The 17213-nt window shown below is 74.9% G+C and carries 18 protein-coding genes; 10 read left to right on the top strand and 8 right to left on the bottom strand.

Annotation, left to right across the window (positions count from 1 at the left end):
• Positions 1 to 126 precede the first annotated feature (126 nt).
• Positions 127 to 666, bottom strand: a complete 540-nt coding sequence (locus tag ACIA5A_RS11070) for a DUF1062 domain-containing protein (protein ID WP_396759461.1) — start codon at positions 664 to 666, stop codon at positions 127 to 129.
• A 394-nt stretch (positions 667 to 1060) separates the two neighbouring features.
• Between ACIA5A_RS11070 and ACIA5A_RS11065 the strand changes: the two genes are divergently transcribed.
• Entirely contained in the window at positions 1061 to 1459 is a 399-nt protein-coding gene (locus tag ACIA5A_RS11065; RefSeq protein ID WP_396759458.1) for an NUDIX domain-containing protein, read from the top strand.
• 6 nt (positions 1460 to 1465) lie between these two features.
• Here the strand turns inward: ACIA5A_RS11065 and ACIA5A_RS11060 are convergent, their stop codons facing one another.
• The 4 genes from ACIA5A_RS11060 to ACIA5A_RS11045 form a co-directional block, all read right to left on the bottom strand.
• Complete coding sequence (locus ACIA5A_RS11060; RefSeq protein ID WP_396759455.1) at positions 1466 to 1822, bottom strand: HNH endonuclease; 357 nt, start codon at positions 1820 to 1822, stop codon at positions 1466 to 1468.
• Positions 1823 to 1992: 170 nt separating this feature from the next.
• On the bottom strand, positions 1993 to 2301 hold the full coding sequence (locus ACIA5A_RS11055; RefSeq protein ID WP_396759452.1) for a hypothetical protein: 309 nt from the start codon (positions 2299 to 2301) through the stop codon (positions 1993 to 1995).
• Between the two features lie 166 nt (positions 2302 to 2467).
• A complete protein-coding gene (locus ACIA5A_RS11050; protein WP_396759449.1) occupies positions 2468 to 3601 on the bottom strand; it encodes an XdhC family protein in 1134 nt (377 codons plus the stop codon).
• The gene (locus ACIA5A_RS11045) at positions 3594 to 4172 is read right to left on the bottom strand and encodes an NTP transferase domain-containing protein (RefSeq protein WP_396759446.1); all 579 of its coding nucleotides are present in this window, start codon (positions 4170 to 4172) and stop codon (positions 3594 to 3596) included. The genes ACIA5A_RS11050 and ACIA5A_RS11045 overlap by 8 nt, the downstream gene beginning before the upstream one ends.
• Positions 4173 to 4276: 104 nt before the next feature.
• Between ACIA5A_RS11045 and ACIA5A_RS11040 the strand changes: the two genes are divergently transcribed.
• From ACIA5A_RS11040 to ACIA5A_RS11020, 5 genes are all read left to right on the top strand, one after another.
• Complete coding sequence (locus ACIA5A_RS11040; RefSeq protein ID WP_396759444.1) at positions 4277 to 6094, top strand: acyl-CoA dehydrogenase family protein; 1818 nt, start codon at positions 4277 to 4279, stop codon at positions 6092 to 6094.
• Positions 6091 to 7131, top strand: a complete 1041-nt coding sequence (locus tag ACIA5A_RS11035; protein WP_396759441.1) for a phosphate acyltransferase PlsX — start codon at positions 6091 to 6093, stop codon at positions 7129 to 7131. Before ACIA5A_RS11040 ends, ACIA5A_RS11035 begins: the two co-directional genes overlap by 4 nt.
• 78 nt (positions 7132 to 7209) lie before the next feature.
• Positions 7210 to 8166, top strand: coding sequence for an ATP-binding cassette domain-containing protein (locus ACIA5A_RS11030; RefSeq protein WP_396759438.1), 957 nt, complete (start codon positions 7210 to 7212; stop codon positions 8164 to 8166).
• Positions 8163 to 8936 (top strand): ABC transporter permease, encoded by a 774-nt coding sequence (locus ACIA5A_RS11025; RefSeq protein ID WP_396759436.1) that lies wholly within the window; start codon positions 8163 to 8165, stop codon positions 8934 to 8936. The genes ACIA5A_RS11030 and ACIA5A_RS11025 overlap by 4 nt, the downstream gene beginning before the upstream one ends.
• The gene (locus ACIA5A_RS11020; RefSeq protein WP_396759433.1) at positions 8933 to 9697 is read left to right on the top strand and encodes an ABC transporter permease; all 765 of its coding nucleotides are present in this window, start codon (positions 8933 to 8935) and stop codon (positions 9695 to 9697) included. The genes ACIA5A_RS11025 and ACIA5A_RS11020 overlap by 4 nt, the downstream gene beginning before the upstream one ends.
• Positions 9698 to 9710: 13 nt before the next feature.
• On the opposite strand, the gene ACIA5A_RS11015 is transcribed toward ACIA5A_RS11020, so the two are convergent.
• Positions 9711 to 10550, bottom strand: a complete 840-nt coding sequence (locus tag ACIA5A_RS11015) for an acyl-CoA thioesterase (RefSeq protein WP_396759430.1) — start codon at positions 10548 to 10550, stop codon at positions 9711 to 9713.
• A 77-nt stretch (positions 10551 to 10627) separates the two neighbouring features.
• On the opposite strand from ACIA5A_RS11015, the gene ACIA5A_RS11010 reads away from it, so the two are divergent.
• Both ACIA5A_RS11010 and ACIA5A_RS11005 read left to right on the top strand, forming a co-directional pair.
• Complete coding sequence (locus tag ACIA5A_RS11010) at positions 10628 to 11785, top strand: acyl-CoA dehydrogenase family protein (protein ID WP_396759428.1); 1158 nt, start codon at positions 10628 to 10630, stop codon at positions 11783 to 11785.
• Between the two features lie 24 nt (positions 11786 to 11809).
• Positions 11810 to 12883, top strand: a complete 1074-nt coding sequence (locus tag ACIA5A_RS11005) for an acyl-CoA dehydrogenase family protein (RefSeq protein ID WP_396759425.1) — start codon at positions 11810 to 11812, stop codon at positions 12881 to 12883.
• On the opposite strand, the gene ACIA5A_RS11000 is transcribed toward ACIA5A_RS11005, so the two are convergent.
• Entirely contained in the window at positions 12862 to 13257 is a 396-nt protein-coding gene (locus ACIA5A_RS11000) for a VOC family protein (RefSeq protein ID WP_396759422.1), read from the bottom strand. The two genes, ACIA5A_RS11005 and ACIA5A_RS11000, sit on opposite strands and share 22 nt — an antisense overlap.
• Positions 13258 to 13335: 78 nt before the next feature.
• Here ACIA5A_RS11000 and ACIA5A_RS10995 point away from each other — a divergent pair, with 78 nt between their 5' ends.
• Positions 13336 to 14862 (top strand): GMC family oxidoreductase, encoded by a 1527-nt coding sequence (locus tag ACIA5A_RS10995; RefSeq protein ID WP_396759419.1) that lies wholly within the window; start codon positions 13336 to 13338, stop codon positions 14860 to 14862.
• A gap of 10 nt (positions 14863 to 14872) precedes the next feature.
• Here ACIA5A_RS10995 and ACIA5A_RS10990 read toward each other — a convergent pair whose 3' ends face one another.
• On the bottom strand, positions 14873 to 16159 hold the full coding sequence (locus tag ACIA5A_RS10990) for a condensation domain-containing protein (RefSeq protein ID WP_396759416.1): 1287 nt from the start codon (positions 16157 to 16159) through the stop codon (positions 14873 to 14875).
• A gap of 79 nt (positions 16160 to 16238) precedes the next feature.
• On the opposite strand from ACIA5A_RS10990, the gene ACIA5A_RS10985 reads away from it, so the two are divergent.
• Positions 16239 to 17207 (top strand): ferritin-like domain-containing protein, encoded by a 969-nt coding sequence (locus ACIA5A_RS10985; RefSeq protein WP_396759413.1) that lies wholly within the window; start codon positions 16239 to 16241, stop codon positions 17205 to 17207.
• Positions 17208 to 17213 lie beyond the last annotated feature (6 nt).

Genomic DNA, 17213 nt, shown 5'->3' with positions numbered 1-17213 from the left:
GCGGGGGGCTAATTCGCGTGTGTGCCCGAGGGGGGCGGCCCGGGGGGGTTTTTTGGCGCGGCCGGGGGTGCCCGGGTTTGGGGGGGGGGGCGGGGGGGGGGGGGCCCCCCCGCGACCGGGTGGCCGCTACCGCACGGACATCAACGTGAACGCGAAGCCGGCGGTTCTCGACCGCCGCATCGGCACGTCACACTTGACCCGCCGCCCGACCTCGGACCGGCTGAGGCCGAGTCCGCGTGCGACGAGCCGGTCCGGGCGTACCGGTATCGGATCGCGGAGGACCACCTCCACCCGGACCGGCCACGCCTCGCCGAGCGGCACCGGCGTGGGGTCCAGCCGCCAGGCGTCCGTCCAGTCGAGAGCGAACCGGTTGCGCCGGGCCAGCGCGGGATCCAGCAGGGTGCGCGCCACCAGCCGGTTGTCGTTGACGTGGTAACCGTGCAGTTCGGCCGGATCGAACGAGCCGACCGGCGTGCGCTCGTACACGGTGAGTTTGCTGGTCCGGTCGCAGCGCACGCAGCGGACGAGCAGCCACACGTCCAGCAGCTTGCCGTTGGCGTTGACCCGGAATCGCCCGTCGCCTGTGGTGGCGGACTCCGACGGGCAGTCCACGCACCGCCACGACAGCAGCGGCAGTCGGGTCCGGTGGACGACCCAGGGCAGCACGATATGAGGTTGTGAGGACATGAGTTTCGAGACCTGATCTCTCTAGACCTGACACGAGGCCGATTACGCGCGACCTCGAACGCCGCATGACCGGGCGCGCAGGGCAGCCCGGCGGAACCGACGGGACGCGTCGGCTACCGGTGAGCGGTGGAACGTGTCAGATCAGGAGAGCGGGCGGGGTCATGCGGCTCGTGTCCTCTCTCCTCGGTGTCGCAGGCAACCTACGGACGACCGGGGAGGCACCTCAACCGATTATCGATCCGATTAACGGATTACCGGTTACAGCAATCCAGCAAACAGGGCGGACAAAAACCCCAAACCGTGTGTGCATCATAATGACAGTTATTGTGCGTAAGCACCTGGGATGGTGTCGTGCGTCGGATAACCTCTGCCGGTGCCCGTCATCGACAAGATCGCCTGGATCCGGGTGGAGGACGGCGCGATCCTCAGCACCCGCTCGCACGGCCGGGACGTCTACTACCTGCCCGGCGGCAAACGGGAGGCCGGCGAGACCGACCTCGACACCCTGGTCCGCGAGATCCGGGAGGAGCTGAGCGTCACCGTCGAGCCGGGCAGTGCCGCGTTCGTCGGCGCCTTCGAGGCGCAGGCGCACGGCCACCCGGACGGCGTCACGGTACGGATGCGCTGCTACACCGCCGACTACCGGGGAGTCCTGCAACCGGCGGCCGAGATCGCCGAGATGGCCTGGCTCTCCTACGCGGACCGGCACCGGGTCTCACCCGTGGATCAGCTCATCTTCGATCACCTGCGGCACGAAGCCGGGCTGCGCTGAGCACGCTCAGGGCCGGTAGCCGGCCCGGGCCGCGGCGACCTCGGCGGCGCGCCGCTCGCGCCACCGCCGCTGGGCGTCGCTGTTGCAGTGCCGGCACACCCGCCGCAACCGCCCGGTGGCCGGGTCGACCTCCCGGTCGTGCCCGTTGCGACACGTCGCGCGCTGCCGGCGCTCCCGGCAGTTGTCGGCGTGACTGAGCTGGCGCAGGTGGGCCGGCTCGATGCAGTCGGGAACCCCGCACGCGTGCCGCACCTCCAGCTCCGGCCGGTAGTCGCCGACGAATACCGCGTACGCGGCGACGTGCGCCCAGGCGCGACCGGCGAGCTTCTGGTGGACCCCACGCCGCCCGCCGTAACCGCGCACGATCAGGCAGCCGGTGGGGGAGCGCTCCGACCTGCCCAGCAGGTAGGCCCGCAGCTACTCCTCGGTGAAGTGTCGGGACAGTCCGGTGACCTGTGACAGCATGCGGCGAGGATACGAGAACGGTACGGCGGGTCGGGCCGCCCGCGCCGGCGGGCGGCCCGTGCACCGGCTCAGCGCTGGGTGCGGTCGTCGATCTCGGTGCCGGACTCGCCGGGCCGGGCGCCGATCGCCTCCTCGGCGGCGCGACCCCCGGTGCTCTCGTCGCCCTGCCGCAGGGAACTGCGGGGCAGCCCGGCCAGGTGCGCCGGGTCCTCGATCGGCTGGTCGGGCCAGTCGTCCTGGGTGCCGTCGGCCAGCCCGGCCCGGCGCAACACCTCCACCAGGTCGTCGTGCGACAGCCGCTCGGCCTCCGGAATCCCGGCCCCGCGCGCCATCGACCGCAGCGTCTTCAGGTCTTCGCTCACGAATGTCTCGGCCATGCCGGAGCCTTCCCGGCGCCCAAGACAAGGAAACCGGCCCGGGGCGGCGGTCGAGGGAAGCAGGTGAGAGAAGAGCGGTATGCCTCCTGGGCAGGAACATGACTGTCGGTCATACCGCTCTCGAACGGTCTGTCCGCCCGGGCCGCGACAGGCCCCGGAGTCCGGGTCACGGACGGGTCAGCACCCCGGACAAGCCGACCGGTGACACGTGGATCCGCTCGTGGCCGCGCCCGAGCGGCCCGCCGGACCGGCCGGCGCGTACCGCGATCACCTCGGCGGCGATGCTGACCGCGGTCTCGGCGGGCGTGCTCGCGCCCAGGTCCAGGCCGGCCGGACCGGCCAGCCGGGCCAGCGCGTTCTCGTCGACGCCGGCCGCCCGCAACCGGGCGACGCGCTCGGCGTGCGCGCGGCGGGACCCGACCGCCCCGACGTACGCCGCCGGGCCGGCCAGGGCCACCTCCAGCAGCGGCAGCTCGAACTTCGGGTCGTGGGTCATGGCGACCAGCACTGTCGTGCCGTCGACCCGGGCGGCGGCGGCCTCGGCCGCCAGGTAGCGGTGCGGCCAGTCGACCACCACCTCGTCGGCCGCGGGAAACCGGTCACGGGTGGCGAAGACGGGCCGGGCGTCGCAGACGGTCACCCGGTAGCCGAGCTGGGCGCCGACCGTGGCCAACGCCGCGACGTGGTCGGTCGCGCCGAACAGGATCATCCGGGGCGGCGGCGAATACGCGGTGACCAGCACCGCGACGTCCTCGGCGTCGACGGTGTGCCGCCCTACCCCGGTGCGGCCGGCGGCCAGCGACGCCCGCGCGTCCCGGACGGCTGCCGCGTCGAGCCGCGCGTCGCCGAGCGAGCCGTGCACGCCCCACGGGCCGAGCAGCATCCGCCGGCCCAGTCGGTGCCGGGGGCCGGCGACGCAGGTCAGCACCGCCACCGGCCGCCCGGCGCGCACCGTGCTCACCACGTCGTCGAGTCGGGGGAAGGTGACCCGGTCGAGGCGTTCGACGAAGACATCGATCGTGCCGCCGCAGGTGAGGCCGACTCCGGTGGCCGCCTCCCGGCCGGCGCCGAAGCGCAGCGCCCGGGCGAACCCGGTGTCGCGCACCTGCTCGGCCTCGGCGTGCACCGCCGCCTCCACGCAGCCACCCGAGACGCTGCCCAGGACCACGCCGTCCGGGCCGACAAGCATTGTCGCGCCGACCGGCCGGGGCGCGCTGCCCGTGGTGCCGGTGACCGTCGCGGCGGCCACCGGTCGGCCCGTTTCCCACCATCGCAGCAGGTCGGTGAGGTGTTCACGCATCGAGCAGTCCCGCCTGCTCGGGCCGGTCCACGTCGGAGTCGTCGGCCACGTCGGCGCACGGCACGACCCGCAGCAGGTCGCGGTGGGCGCGCAGGTAGTCGCGGGCGCCCCGGTCACCGACCGCCGACCGTGCCGCCCCCGCCCAGTGGTCGCGGCCGAGCAGCACCGGATGTCCCTGGCGCCCGTCGCGGTGGCCCGCCACGACGAGCGCGCCGGCGGTGGCGTCGCGCGCCACCCGGCGTACCGCGGCGGGGGTGAGGCCGGGCATGTCGACAAGGGTGACCACCGTCGCCACGGCGGGGGAGGGCACGAGTGCGGCCAAGCCGGCGCGCAGGGACGACCCCATGCCCGTCGACCACGCCTCGTTGTGGACGACCTGGGGGAGCCGGGCGCGGGCGCGTACCTCGTCGGCCGCCGCGCCGAGCACCACCACGACCGGGTCGCAGCCGGCGGCGGCGAGGATCCCCGCGGCGTGCTCGACCAGCAGGCCGCCCCGGTGGGCCAGGAGCGCCTTCGGTGTGCCGTAGCGGCGGCCGGCGCCGGCGGCGAGAAGCAGTCCAGCCGTGGCCATGGGCCGAGCGTAGCGGGAGAAGCCGCCTCCGCTATCCCTCGGTTGTAGCTTTTTCACCTAGCATGTATCTCGTATCTGCTGTCGGGATGGTGGTGAGGTGCCGGGTGACACCAGACGAAGCGCCCGCGTGGCGGCGGCTCAGCCCGCTCCCCCTGGACCGGCTGGCACCACTGCCGGCGCTGGCCGGCCACCTGGACCGGCCCGAGGCCGGGCGGCGCCTGGCCCAGGCCGACGCGACCCGCACGCCCCCGGACGACGTGCTGGCCGAGCTGCGGTCCCTCGGCGTCGCCGCGGTCTACCACCCGGACACCGCCACCGCCGTGCACGTCAACGCGCTCAACGCGGTCCTGGCGCGACACAGCGGCAGCCTGGCGATCACGCTCGGGGTCAACGCGCTGGCGCTGCTGCCGCTCTACATCGCCGGCACTCCGGCCCAGCGCGACCGCGCCGGCGCCGTGCTGGGCGGCGGCGGGTCGGCGGCCATGCTGCTCACCGAGCCGGCGCACGGCAGCAACCTGGCCCGCACCGCGACCCGCGCGGCGCCCGACGGCGACGGCTGGCGGCTGACCGGCGAGAAGCACCTGATCAACGGCGGCCGGCGGCACGAGCTGCTGGTGACGCTCGCAAGGGTCGACGGCGGCGAGGACCTGGGGCTGTTCCTCGCCGAACGGGACGGCTCGGTCGACGCCCTGCCCGCCTGGCGCACGCTGCCGGCCGCCGCCGCCGACATCTCCGGCGTACGCCTCGACGGCACCCCGGCCCAGCCGGTCGGCGCACCAGGGGACGGCGCGGCCGTCCTGCGGTTGACCCTCGCCCTGTCCCGGGGCGGCATCGGCTCGCTGGCCTCGGGCGCCGCCAGCGGAGCGCTCGCCCAGGCGGTGGCCTACGCCCGCGAGCGTGACGTCTACGGCGAGCCGATCGTCCACCTGGGCGCGATCGCGGAGCACCTGTTCCGGGCCACCGCCCTCGACCTGCTCGTCGCGGCCGCCGCCGTCAAGGCGACCTTCCTCATCAACACGCTCGGGCCGGCCGCCGCGCACGCCACCGCGGTCGCCAAGTACGCCTGCTGCCGACTCGCCGAGGAGGCCGTCACCGAGGGCCGCACGGTGCTCGGCTCCCGGGCCCTGGTGGAGGAGTTCGGCTACGCCGCCCGGGTGCGCGACGTGCTGCTCTACGGCGTCTTCGACGGCACCAGCCACATCCTGCTCGACCAGTTGCAGTGGCGGTTGGAACGCTTCGCCGCCGGCCCGACCCGGGGCGACGACGGCTACCGGGTGCTCGCCGAGGCGTACGCGAACGGGCCGCGGCCCCTGGTCCACGTCGCCCGGTTGCGGGTGCGGCCGTTCGCGCCGAACCCGGCGTTGCGGGCCGCGACGCTTGCCACGACCACCGCCCGGCCGGCGGTGGGTGCGCTGGCGACGCTGCTGCGGCGGCTGTTCGACCTGGTCGCCCGGGCTCGCCAGAGCGGGCGCTGGGCCGCCGACCAGGCCTGGCGCTTCGCCGCCGCCGCGGTCCTCGCCGAGGTGGAGGCGTTGCTGGCCGCCGTCGAGCTGGTCGATCCGCGCGCCCGGGCGCTTGTCTGCCTGCCGGGTCGGGCCGGTGAGGTCGACGAGGCGGCGCTCGGCTATGCGCTCGGCTGGCGTGGTGTCGTGCTCTCCGCCCAGGTCGACGACCTCGCCGCCGACCTGGCGGGCAGCGACCCGGACGGGGCGGTCGGGAGGGACGACCCGCGCGCCGCGTTCGCGGGCGAACGGGCGCCGGCGCGCTCGGTGCTGCGGCGCTGGCTGACCTCGATGCCTGCCGACCAGGAACGCCCGGGTCCACCTCGCTCACCGGCCGGCGCGCCGGCTTCCGCGCCCGACCGTTCGACGCGGCGTCCGGGACCGCCGGCGGACCGGTCGCCCGCCGGGGCGTCGCGGTGAGCGCCGTTGGCCGGCGGCCCCGGGTGGCCGTCGACGTCGCGGGCGCGGACCTCGGGCCGCAACCGGTGGTCGCCGGGGCGCTGGCCGCCGCGGCGCGCGCCGACGTGGTGCTGGTCGGCCCGCGCGAACGCGTCCGGGCGCTGCTGCCCGAGGGCGTGCCGCCACCGGGGGTACGGCTGCTCGACGCCCCGGACGTGGTGGGCATGGCCGACGATCCGGTGGCCGCCACGTACGCGAAACGACGCTCCTCGCTGCTGGTCGCCGCGGCGGAGGTGGCGGCCGGCCGGGTCGACGCCATGGTGACGCCGGGCAACACCGGCGCGGCGGTGCTGGCGGCGGCGGCCCGGCTGGGGCGGGTGCCGGGGGTGACCAACCCGGCCCTGGCGACGGTGCTGCCGGTGCCGGACGCCGGGCCGACCGTGCTGCTCGACATCGGCGCCACGGCGACCGCGCAGCCGGAGTGGCTCGTCGAGTTCGCGGTGCTCGGCGCCGAGTACGCCCGCTGCCGACTCGGCGTCGACCGGCCCCGGATCGGGCTGCTGTCCAACGGCCACGAGTCGGTCAAGGGTGGCCCGGTGCGCCGCGACGCGCACCTGCTGCTGGCCACGATGCCCGGCTACGTGGGCCAGATCGAGGCGTACGACGTGCTGGGCGGCCGGGTGGACGTGGCGGTGACCGACGGGTTCACCGGTGACGTGGCGTTGAAGATGTACGAGCGCACGCTGGACGCGACGGTGGGGCTGGCGCTGGCGGCGGTACGGGCGTTCTCGCCGATCGGGGCGCTGGCCCGCGACCGGGAGCGGCGGGTGACCACGGCGGTGCGGCGGGGGCTGGCCGCCGAGGCCGGTGGCGCGCTGCTGGGCGTACGCGGGGTGTGCGTGGTCTGCCACGGCGCGGCCGGCGCGGCCGACGTGGCGGCCGGGGTGGACATCGCTGTCGAGTGTGTCCGCTCCGGTGTGGTCGACCGGACCGGCGTCGCGTTCGCGGCCTCCTCGCGTCGACGTCGCGGGGCCCGACGCATCGCCGTGGACGGATGAATTGTTCGTTCTTGTATCTGGTTTTCAAGATACGAGCGTTGATATGGTGCCGGGGACTCCTGGGGTGAGGGTGGTGCGATGTCAGAGCAGATGATCCAGGTCCACGATCTGCGCCGGTCGTTCGGCGCGACGACAGCTGTCGACGGGGTCGGATTCGAGGTGGCCGCCGGCGAGGTGGTCGGCCTGCTCGGCCCGAACGGCGCCGGCAAGACCACCACCATCCACTGTCTCACCACACTGCTCAGACCGGATTCGGGCGCCGCCCGGGTCGCCGGCTTCGACGTGGTCGACCAGGCCGCCCAGGTGCGCCGCAGCATCGCCGTCACCGGCCAGTTCGCGGCGCTCGACGAGCTGCTCACCGGCCGGGAGAACCTGGTGCTGTTCGGCCGCCTGCTCGGCCTCGACCGGCGGGCCGCCGCCGCGCGCGCCGACGAGCTGGTCGAGCGCTTCGACCTGGGGGAGGTGGCCGGCAAGGCGGTCCGCACCTACTCCGGCGGTCTGCGCCGCCGGGCCGACCTGGCCGCGAGCCTGGTGGTCGACCGGCCGGTGCTGTTCCTCGACGAGCCGACCACCGGCCTCGACCCGCGCAGCCGGCGGGCGTTGTGGGAGGTGGTCCGGCGGTTGCGCGCCGACGGCACCACCGTGCTGCTGACCACGCAGTACCTGGAGGAGGCGGACCAGCTCGCCGACCGGGTGCTGCTGATCGACCACGGCCGGGTCGTCGCCGAGGGCACCCCGGACGAGCTGAAGGGCCGCCTCGGCGGCACGGTCTGCGAGGTGCGCGTGGAGGACCCCCGGGCCCGGGAGACGGCCGCCGCGCGGCTGCGGGAGGCATTCCCGGAGCTGACCGAGGACGACGACGTGCTGCGCGTCGCGGCCGGGGCGGGCACGCTGACCGAGGTGGTGCGCCGGCTGGAGTCCGCAGGCGTGGAGGCCGACGACGTGACGGTCCGCCGGCCCACCCTGGACGAGGTGTTCCTGTCGCTGACCGGGTCGGCCGCCGGCGTGCCCGACGTGGCGGGAGCCGGGCGGTGACCGTCGCGAGCCCGCCGGCCGCGGGCGCGGCGCGGCAGTTCGCCGTGCTGGCCGCGCGCAACCTGCGCCAGGCGCGCGCGGGCCGGTCGGTCGGCCTGACCGTGGTGTTCCCGCTGACGTTCTTCGCCGGCTTCATGGTGGTGTTCCACCGGCTGATGTCCGACTACGGGATCGCCTACGAGCAGTTCCTGCCGCCGGCGATCGTCGTGCAGACCACCGTGCTGGTGGCCATGTCCGCGTGCTACATGGTCGCCGGTGACGCCCGCAGCGGGCTGATCACCCGCTACCGGACGCTGCCGATGGGCGCCGCCGTGGTGCCGGCCGCCCGGCTGGTGGTGGACGCGGCGCGGGCCGCCGTCGCGGTGGCGGTGATCCTCGTCGCGGCCGTCGTGGTCGGTTTCCGGTTCACCGCGGGCGCGGCCGGCGCGGTGGGGTTCGTGCTGCTGGCGGTCGGTTTCGCGGTCGTGCTGGCGGCCGGGTGCGCGGCGCTGGGCCTGGGCGCCCGCGACCCGGAGCACGCCTACTCCGCGCTCACCCTGCCCTATCTGGTGTTGACCACGGTGTCCACCGCGTTCGTGCCGGTCGACGCGTTCCCGGGCTGGTTGCAGCCGCTGGTGCGGGTGTCGCCGTTCTCCGCCCAGGTCGACGCGCTGCGGGCGCTGTCCACCGAGGGCGCCGACCAGCGGGTGTGGCCGGCGCTGGCCTGGTTGCTGGCGCTGGGCCTGCTGTTCGGCCTCGCCGCCGCCCGTTCGTTCCGGAGGACCCGATGAGCACTGTCACCCAGGCGTCGCTGTTCGCCGGGCGCAACCTGCGCCGGTTCTTCCGCGCCCCGCCGGCGTTGATCTACTCGTTCGCGTTCCCGGTGCTGCTCCTGCTCACCCAGTACGCGGTCTTCGGCCGCATCGTCGGCGACGGCGACCGCCAGCACTACCTGGAGCGGCTCGCGCCGCTTGTGGTGCTCTCCACCGCCGCGTTCGGGTCGCCGGCGAGCGCCGTCGGTTTCCTGCGCGACCTCAAGGGCGGGCTGGTCGACCGGCTGCGGGCGATGCCGGTGCGGCCGGGGGCGCTGCTGGCCGGGCGGGTCGCCGGCGACGTGCTGCGCATCGTGCTGATCGGGGTGCTGACCACCGCGGTGGCGCTGCTGCTCGGGTTCCGGTTCCGGCAGGGCGCGGCGGCCGTGGTGGGGTTCTTCGCGGTGCTCGCGCTGTTCGGGGCGATGTGGGCGGCGATCGCGCTGTGGCGCGGCTCGGGTCCCGGTGACGAGGAGTCGTTGCCGCCGTCGCTGACCGGCCCGGCGACGCTGCTGTTCATCTTCTCCTCGGGGTTCGTGCCGGTGTCGGCGTTCCCCTCGGTGGTGCAGCCGCTGGTGCGGGCCAACCCGTTCTCGGTGGCCACCGAGGCGCTCGTCGGGCTCTCCTCGGGCGGGCCGGTCCTGGCGCCGGTGCTGCAGACGCTGGCCTGGGTGCTCGGGCTGGGCGGGATCTGCCTGCTGGTGGCGGTGCGCCGCTTCGGCCGCCGGACCGCCGCCTGACCGGGCGGGCCGGTCAGGCGGGGCTGGCCATCCGGTAGAGCATCTGCTGGCCGCCGGTGGCCAGCAGATGCCCGCCGTCGGACCAGACCCGGGCGCGGGCGCCCAGCGTGCCGCCGTTGGCCGAGGCGGCCTCGCCCTCCACCAGCAGCCACTCGCCGGCGTCGCCGCCGGCCTGGAAGCCCACGTAGAGGTCCATGCTCGGGGCCATGAACGTGGTCTGCTCGAACGCCTGCACGATGGCCGGGAACTGCACCACGTCGACGGCGAACACCAGCCGGGCGGCGGCCAGCCACGGGTCGGCGTCGGCCGGCAGCGGCTCGTGCAGCCGAAGCCAGCCGCGTACGGTCGGCACGCCGTCGCGCTGCGGCGACCAGCCGCCGGCCGGCCAGCCGGACAGGCGTACCTCGTAGCAGCGTTCCCAGATCGGCAGCACCGGCAGGCCGTCGCGGCGCATCAGGTCGACGAGCGCCGGCAGCTCGTCGGGTCCGGGCAGCTCCGGCGCCGGCATCCAGCGGCGCTCCGGGCCGACCAGACCGCCCGCGACGGTCCACACGTGCGCGGCGAGCACGGTGCGGTTGCGTTGGCGCAGCGTGACGTGGAACGCGGCAGCGCGGCGGGTGCCGTGCACCCGCTCCACGGTGAGTTCGGCCTCGCCGTAGCGGGCCGGCGCGAGGAACTGGCAGCTCAGGCTCACCGGCAGCAGTCCGCCGGCGGCGTCGCCGGCGGCCCGCAGCGCGACCGCCGCCAGGTAGCCGCCGTTGGGTCCCCACACCGACCAGTCCTCGGCCAGGCTGGCTCGGTAGCGACCGGGCGCGGTCCGCTCGACCGCGGCGTCGTCCGCGAGACTGGCCATCGGACCTCCCCCTCCACGCACCATCCGTCGACACAAGATACTGCACAGCAAAACCAGATACGAGTACGATGCGGCGCATGGATCTGCGTGACAGCGCCGAGGAGGCCGCGTTCCGCGCCGGGCTGCGTGACTGGCTGGCCCGGTCCGTGCCGGTGACCACCGGGACGGACGGCGCGCCGGCGCGGGGCCGGTGGGACGACGTGGCCGCCGTGCGGTCCTTCAGCGCCGCGCTGCACGAGGCCGGCTACGCCGGGCTGACCTGGCCGGTGGAGTACGGCGGGCGTGGCCTGTCCCCGGTGCACCAGGCGATCTACCTGGAGGAGAGCGCCCGTGCCGAGGCCGGCGAGCACATCGGCGTGATCGGCCTGGGCATGGTCGGTCCCACCGTCATCGCCTGCGGCTCACCGGCCCAGCGGGCCTGGTACCTGCCCCGGATCCTCACCGGCGAGGTCATCTTCTGCCAGGGCTTCTCCGAACCGGAGGCGGGCAGCGACCTGTCCGCGGTGCGGACACTCGCCCGCCGCGACGGCGACGCGCTTGTGGTGACCGGGCGCAAGGTCTGGTCCTCCTACGCGCACCTGGCCGACCACTGCCTGCTGCTCGCCCGCACCGACCCGGACGCGACCCGCCACCGTGGCCTGTCCTGCCTGCTGGTCGACCTGCGCACGCCCCGGGTGACGGTCCGCCCGATCCGGCAGATGACAGGCGAGGCCGAGTTCGCCGAGATCGAGTTCGACGAGGTGCGGGTGCCGCTCGACGCGGTGGTCGGCGAGGTCGGCGACGGGTGGCGGGTGGCGATGACCACGCTGGCCCACGAACGCGGCACCTTCGGGTTCACGCTCACCGCCCGGCTGGAGGTGGCGTTCCGCCGGCTGGTCGCCACCGCGCGGGCCCGCGGCCGTGACACCGACCCGCTCGTCCGTGACCAGATCGCCGCCCGCTACGTGGAGCTGGAGGGGCTGCGCTGGACCAACCGGCGTGCCCTGGCCGAGCTGCGGCGCACCGGGACGCCCGGTCCCGAGACCTCGGTGGTGAAGCTGCGCTGGTCGCAGGCGCACCAGCGGCTGACCGCGCTGGCCGTCCTGCTCACCGCCGACGGCGGGCCGGACGGGTGGGACCGCTACTGGCGGCGCGAGATGCTGCGCAGCCGCGCCAACACCATCGAGGGCGGCACCTCGCAGGTGCTGCGCAACGTGATCGCCGAGCGGGTGCTCGGCCTGCCCAGGTCGTACTGACACCCGTCCGGAGGGGACCGCAGCATGGACTTCGCACTGACCGGCGAGCAGGAGGCGTTGCGCGACACCGCGGCGAAGTATCTCGCCGACGGGCGCGCCGCCGGCGACACCGACCGGACCTGGGCCGACGTCATCGGCCTCGGCTGGCTCGACCCCGAGCTGGGCACCGTCGAGCTGGCCCTGCTCGCCGAGCAGCTCGGCCACGCGCGCAGCCCGCTGCCCTGGTGGTCGACAGTGGGCCTGGCCGGGCCGGCGCTGCGGGCCGCCGGGCGCGAGCCGCGCCGGCCGGCCACGCTGGCCTGGGCCGAGGAGTCCGGCCCCGGCACGCTCGCCGCCCTGCTGGCGCCGAACCGCCCCGGCCCGGTGGGCTGCACGGTCGCCGCCGACGGCACGCTGCGCGGGCGCAAGGTCGCCGTCCCGCACGCGGCGGAGGCGGCCGATCTCGTGGTGGCCGTCGCCGGCCCGGACGGCGTGGCGCTGCGCCTGGTCGACGCGTCCGCGTTGCGCCCGGCGCCCACCGACGCCGGGCCGGCGGGCCTGGAACCGACCCGGCCGGCCGCCACGGTGGACCTGTCGGGCCTGGCCTCGACGCCGCTGGTGGCGGCCGACGCGGGTCGGGACGTGCTCGCGGCGACCCGGCGACGGACGCTGACCCTGCTCGCCGCCGAGGCCGTCGGCGTGGCCGCGCGTGCGTTGTCCTGGGCCGTCGGGTACGCCGGCGCGCGTACCCAGTTCGGCCGGCCGATCGGCGCGAACCAGGCGGTGGCCCACCCGCTCGCCGATCTCTACGGCCAGGTCGAGACCGCCCGCTCACTTGCCTACCGGGCCGCCTGGTCGGTCGACGCGGAACCCGGCCCGGTCGCGGACCGGGCGGTCGCCGCCGCCGCGGTGGCCGGGCGCGAGGCCGCGACCACCGCCTGCGAGACCGCCATCCAGACGTACGGGGGCAGCGGCTTCACCTGGGACCAGCCGCTGCACCACTGGTATCGGCGGGCGTGGTGGCTGGCCACGTTCGACGGCACGGTGGCCGACCTGCGCACCGAGCTGGCCGCGTCGCTGCTGGACGACGCGTCCGGTCAGGACGCCCCGGGCCGGTAGGAGCCGAAGCTCCAGATGTTGCCCTCGGCGTCGCGCACCGAGTAGCCCTGCCCGCCGTAGTCCTCGTCGCGCAGCTTCTGCACGATCTCGGCGCCGGCCGCGACGAGCCGGTCGTAGTGCGCGGCCACGTCGTCGAGGACCACGTAGGTCGCGCCGGGGCCGGTGTCCAGCACCAGCCGACCGTCGCCGCCGTCGGTCTCGGAGGAGAGCATGACCATGCCGTTGCCCCAGGTGAGCTGGGCGTGGCTGATGGTGCCGTCCGGACCGGGGACGACAAGTGCCTCACGGAAGCCGACGACGTCGACCAGCCAGCGGACGGCGGCCGGCGCGTCGCGGTAGCGAAGCGTGGGGATGATTTCCGGGCCTGCGCTCATGCCGGAGAGTCTAATGAAGAATCGCGGATAGCACATGCGTCGCGCATGGCATGTCGGATCTTCGGCTACGCTGTGCCCATGCTTCGCTACGACTACGTCATCGTCGGCGCGGGTGCGGCCGGCGCGGTGCTCGCGGCGCGGTTGAGCGAGGAGCCCGGGCGTTCGGTGCTGCTGCTGGAGGCCGGCCCCGACCTGGTCGGTGACGCCGGGCCGGAGGTGTTGCGCACCGGTTCGGTGGAGGCGGAGGACGGCTTCGACTGGGACCTGCGCGCCACAGTGGTCGCCGGGCGCGAGGCACCGCTGCGGCGCGGCCGGGTGGTCGGCGGCTCGACCCGGATCAACGACCGGGGCGCGATGCGCGCGCCGGCGGCCGACTTCGTCGCCTGGGGCCGCGGCCTGCCGGAGTGGGACTGGCCGGCGGTGCTGCCCGCGTTCCGCCGGTTGGAGAGCGACGCGCAGTTCGGCGACCGCGACCACCACGGCGCCGACGGTCCGGTGCCGATCACCCGCTGGTCGCGCGGGCAGTTGACAGCGGCGATGGACGGCTTCCTGGAGGCGGTGCTCGCGCTCGGGCACGACTACCAGGAGGACATGAACGCTCCCGACGCGGTGGGCATCGGGATGTATCCGCAGAACCGGCGGGACCGGCTGCGCATGTCCACCGCGCAGACCCACCTCGACCCGGCCCGGTCCCGGCCCAACCTCACCGTGCGCGGCGACGCCGAGGTCGAGCGGGTGCTGCTGGCCGACGGCCGGGCGGTGGGGGTGCGTGTCGGCGGCGAGACGGTCGGCGCGGGCGAGGTGGTGCTCTGCGCGGGCAGCCCCTACAGTCCGGCGCTGCTATTGCGCTCGGGCATCGGCCCGGCCGACGAGCTGCGGGCCGCCGGCGTCACCCCGCTCGTCGACCTGCCCGGCGTGGGCGCCGACGTGATCGACCAGCCGGGCGCGATCATCCTGGTGGTGCCCGAGCGGGAGGCGATCGGCACCGACTGGCCCCGCACCCAGCTCATCGGGCGGCTCGCCGGCATCCCGGGACACGCCGCCGACCAGGCCTTCTACCTGAGCCTGTTCACCGGCATGAGCACCACCCGCGGCGCCGGCGCGGGCCTGGACCGGCTGGTCGGCACCGACCTGATCAACACGGTGATGATCGGCGACATGGCGATGGCGTCCCGGGGCCGGATCGGCCTGCGCTCGGCCGACGCCGCCGCGCCGCCGCTGGTCGACCTCGACTTCTATTCCGCCGACGGTGACCTCGCCCGGATGCGGGACGCCTACCGGCACGCGTGGGAGATCGCCAACCAGGCGGCGTTCACCAAGACCGTGGCCCGGTTCGCGCTGGTGGACGACGCGGTGGTGGGCGACGACGAGCAGCTCGACCACGTGCTGCGCACCACCACCTACAGCCGGCTCAACCTGGTCGGCGGCGCGCGGATGGGCACCTCGGACGACCCCGGCGCGGTGGTCGACGGGCACTGCCGGGTGCACGGCGTGCCCGGCCTGCGGGTGGTGGACGCCTCCGTGGTGCCGGTGCCGCTGCGCGCGCCGGCGGCGCTGACCAGCATCATGATCGGGGAGCGCGGCGCCGAGCTGATCCGGGGCTGAGCCCGCCCGGTCAGCGGCGCAGCAGGCTCGACAGGGGCGTGGCCGGGTCGGCCGCCACCGTGCGCGCGACGCCGGCGTAGCCGTCGAGGAGCCGATCGGCGTCGGCGGGCGCCAGCCGGGGCGTGTGGAACAGCACCGCCCGCAGTCCGGACCCGCGCGGCGCTATCGCCAGTTCGGTGCCGAACCGGCTGCCGATCGCCTCGGGCAGCAGCAGCTCGAACTCGGCGTCGGCGGCCGGGACCCGGTGGTCGAGTTCGGCCATCATCTGGAACACCACGTCGTCGACCCGGCCGCCCAGGTTGGCGCTGCCCGTGGCGACCGCCTGGTAGGGCTGCTCCTGGTTGGCGAACGCGGCGGCGGCGGTCGCGTGGGTGGCGGTCAGCAGCGCCGGGAACGTGGCGAACGGTGGCAGCCTGGTGCGCAGCACCACCATGTTGGCGCAGAAACCCACGGTGCGTCGGCTGTCCGGGTGGCTGCGGTTGGCGAACAGCGAGGCGACGGCGAGGTCGCCCTGGCCGGTGACGCGGTGCAGCACCGCGTAGTAGATCGCCAGGGTGACGCTGAACAGCGTGGTGCGGTGCCGCCGGGCCAGCTCCCGCAGGCCACCGGCCACGGCGGCGTCGAGGTCCCGGCCGCGTACGCCGGGCGTGGCGCCGGGCGGCGGGTCGCGGTAGGGCAGCCGGGGCAGTCGCAGGCCGGTGAGCTGGGCGCGCCAGAACTCCCGCTGCCGGTTCAGCTCGTCGCCGGCCAGCCGGGCCTCCTGCCAGGCGACGAACTGGCCGTACTGCCAGCGGACCGGGGGCAGCGTGGCGGGGCGGCCCAGGTGCGCGTCGTAGAGCGCCCGCAACTCCTCGAAGAGCAGGCCGCACGACCAGGCGTCGGTGACCAGGTGGTGCATGGTGAAGCAGAGGACCACCTCGTCGTCGGCCACCCGCCAGGCGGTGGCGCGGGTGGGCCACGCGGCGACGTCGACCCGGGTGGACAGCTCGGTGGCGACGGCCGCGTCCGCAGCGGCGCGCGGGTCGGGTGCGGCGCGCAGGTCGACCACCGACAGCGGGACCGGTCGGGGGTCCTGCACGAGCTGGGCCAGGCGGGGGCCCCGGCCGGAGAACGTGGTGCGCAGCGCCTCGTGCCGGGCGGTCAGCGCGGTCAGCGCCGCCGCCAGCGCGTCGATGTCGACGGTGCCGGTGACCCGGCACAGCAGCGGGCAGTTCAGCGCCCCGTGGTCGGCGCGGTAGTGGTCGATGATGCCGAGCAGTCGCTGGCCGACGGAGGCCGGTAGTTCTCGGGGCGCCACGCTGCGACGGTACCCGGCCGCGCGCGTATCTGTCATCAAGGGTCTGGCATCTTGTGTTGTCTGTCGGTACCTTGGGCGCATGTCTGGTCTGTCGGTCACCACGCCCGTGCCGGCTCGGCTGACGTGGCGGTACGAGTCCGAGATGCCTCGGGTGCTCTCCCTCTACGAGCGGGCCAAGAGCGCGCAGTGGAACGCCACCACCGACGTGGACTGGTCGATCCCGGTGCCGTTCGGCGAACCGCTGCCCGACGACTCGGCGTTCGCCATGGCCTCGTTCGAGGCCTCGCCGCTCGCCGCGCGCGGCCGCCCGATGTGGGACACGTTCCGCTGGGAGCTGCAGTCCTGGATGGTCAGCCAGTTCCTGCACGGTGAACAGGGCGCGCTGGTGGTGGCCGCCCGCCTGGTCGAGGTGGTCCCCGACCTGGACAGCAAGTACTACGCGGCCAGCCAGGCCGCCGACGAGGCGCGCCACGTCGAGGCGTTCTCCCGCTACCTGCGGGAGAAGGTGCCCGAGCCGTACCCGATCAACCCGGCGCTTGCCGAACTGCTGGAGGACCTGCTCTCCGACGCCCGCTGGGACATCACCGCGCTGGGCATGCAGATCATCGTCGAGGCGCTGGCGATGGCCGCGTTCCGGCTCGCCAACAGCACCTTCCACGACCGCCTCATCTGCGACATCACCCGGCTGGTGGCCCGCGACGAGGCCCGGCACGTGTCCTTCGGCGTGCTGTCGCTGGAGGGCATCTACGCGCAGATGACAAGCGCGGAGCGGGCCGACCGGGAGGAGATGGTGCTGGAGTCGGCGAGCCTGATGCGGCGCCGGTTCCTGCTCGAGGACGTGTGGGACCGCATCGAGGTCGACCGCGACGAGGGCGTCGACTTCGCCGCGCACAACGAGCTGATGATCAAGTATCGGCAGGCCATCTTCGCCCGGGTGGTCACCGCCCTGGCCAACATCGGGCTGCTGACCCCCCGGGTCCGCTCGGGGCTGGAACGCCTCGACCTCATCGGCTTCGCCGACCGCTCGATCCGCCTACCTCGCGCCTGACCGGAG

Origin of the sequence: Micromonospora sp. NPDC051300, from assembly GCF_044455315.1 — a bacterium.
GTDB lineage: Bacteria > Actinomycetota > Actinomycetes > Mycobacteriales > Micromonosporaceae > Micromonospora > Micromonospora robiginosa.
Note: the sequence above shows the minus strand (reverse complement) of the source record. Positions and strands in the feature narration are given on the sequence as shown.

Bases quoted from the DNA above. Each gene is read 5' to 3' on its own strand.
- ACIA5A_RS11045 (WP_396759446.1), bottom strand. From the start codon at position 4,172: ATGGCCACGGCTGGACTGCTTCTCGCCGCCGGCGCCGGCCGCCGCTAC.
- ACIA5A_RS11030 (WP_396759438.1), top strand. From the start codon at position 7,210: ATGTCAGAGCAGATGATCCAGGTCCACGATCTGCGCCGGTCGTTCGGC.
- ACIA5A_RS10985 (WP_396759413.1), top strand. From the start codon at position 16,239: ATGTCTGGTCTGTCGGTCACCACGCCCGTGCCGGCTCGGCTGACGTGG.
- ACIA5A_RS10995 (WP_396759419.1), top strand. From the start codon at position 13,336: ATGCTTCGCTACGACTACGTCATCGTCGGCGCGGGTGCGGCCGGCGCG.
- ACIA5A_RS11010 (WP_396759428.1), top strand. From the start codon at position 10,628: ATGGATCTGCGTGACAGCGCCGAGGAGGCCGCGTTCCGCGCCGGGCTG.
- ACIA5A_RS11005 (WP_396759425.1), top strand. From the start codon at position 11,810: ATGGACTTCGCACTGACCGGCGAGCAGGAGGCGTTGCGCGACACCGCG.
- ACIA5A_RS11050 (WP_396759449.1), bottom strand. From the start codon at position 3,601: ATGCGTGAACACCTCACCGACCTGCTGCGATGGTGGGAAACGGGCCGA.
- ACIA5A_RS11020 (WP_396759433.1), top strand. From the start codon at position 8,933: ATGAGCACTGTCACCCAGGCGTCGCTGTTCGCCGGGCGCAACCTGCGC.
- ACIA5A_RS11055 (WP_396759452.1), bottom strand. From the start codon at position 2,301: ATGGCCGAGACATTCGTGAGCGAAGACCTGAAGACGCTGCGGTCGATG.
- ACIA5A_RS11000 (WP_396759422.1), bottom strand. From the start codon at position 13,257: ATGAGCGCAGGCCCGGAAATCATCCCCACGCTTCGCTACCGCGACGCG.
- ACIA5A_RS11015 (WP_396759430.1), bottom strand. From the start codon at position 10,550: ATGGCCAGTCTCGCGGACGACGCCGCGGTCGAGCGGACCGCGCCCGGT.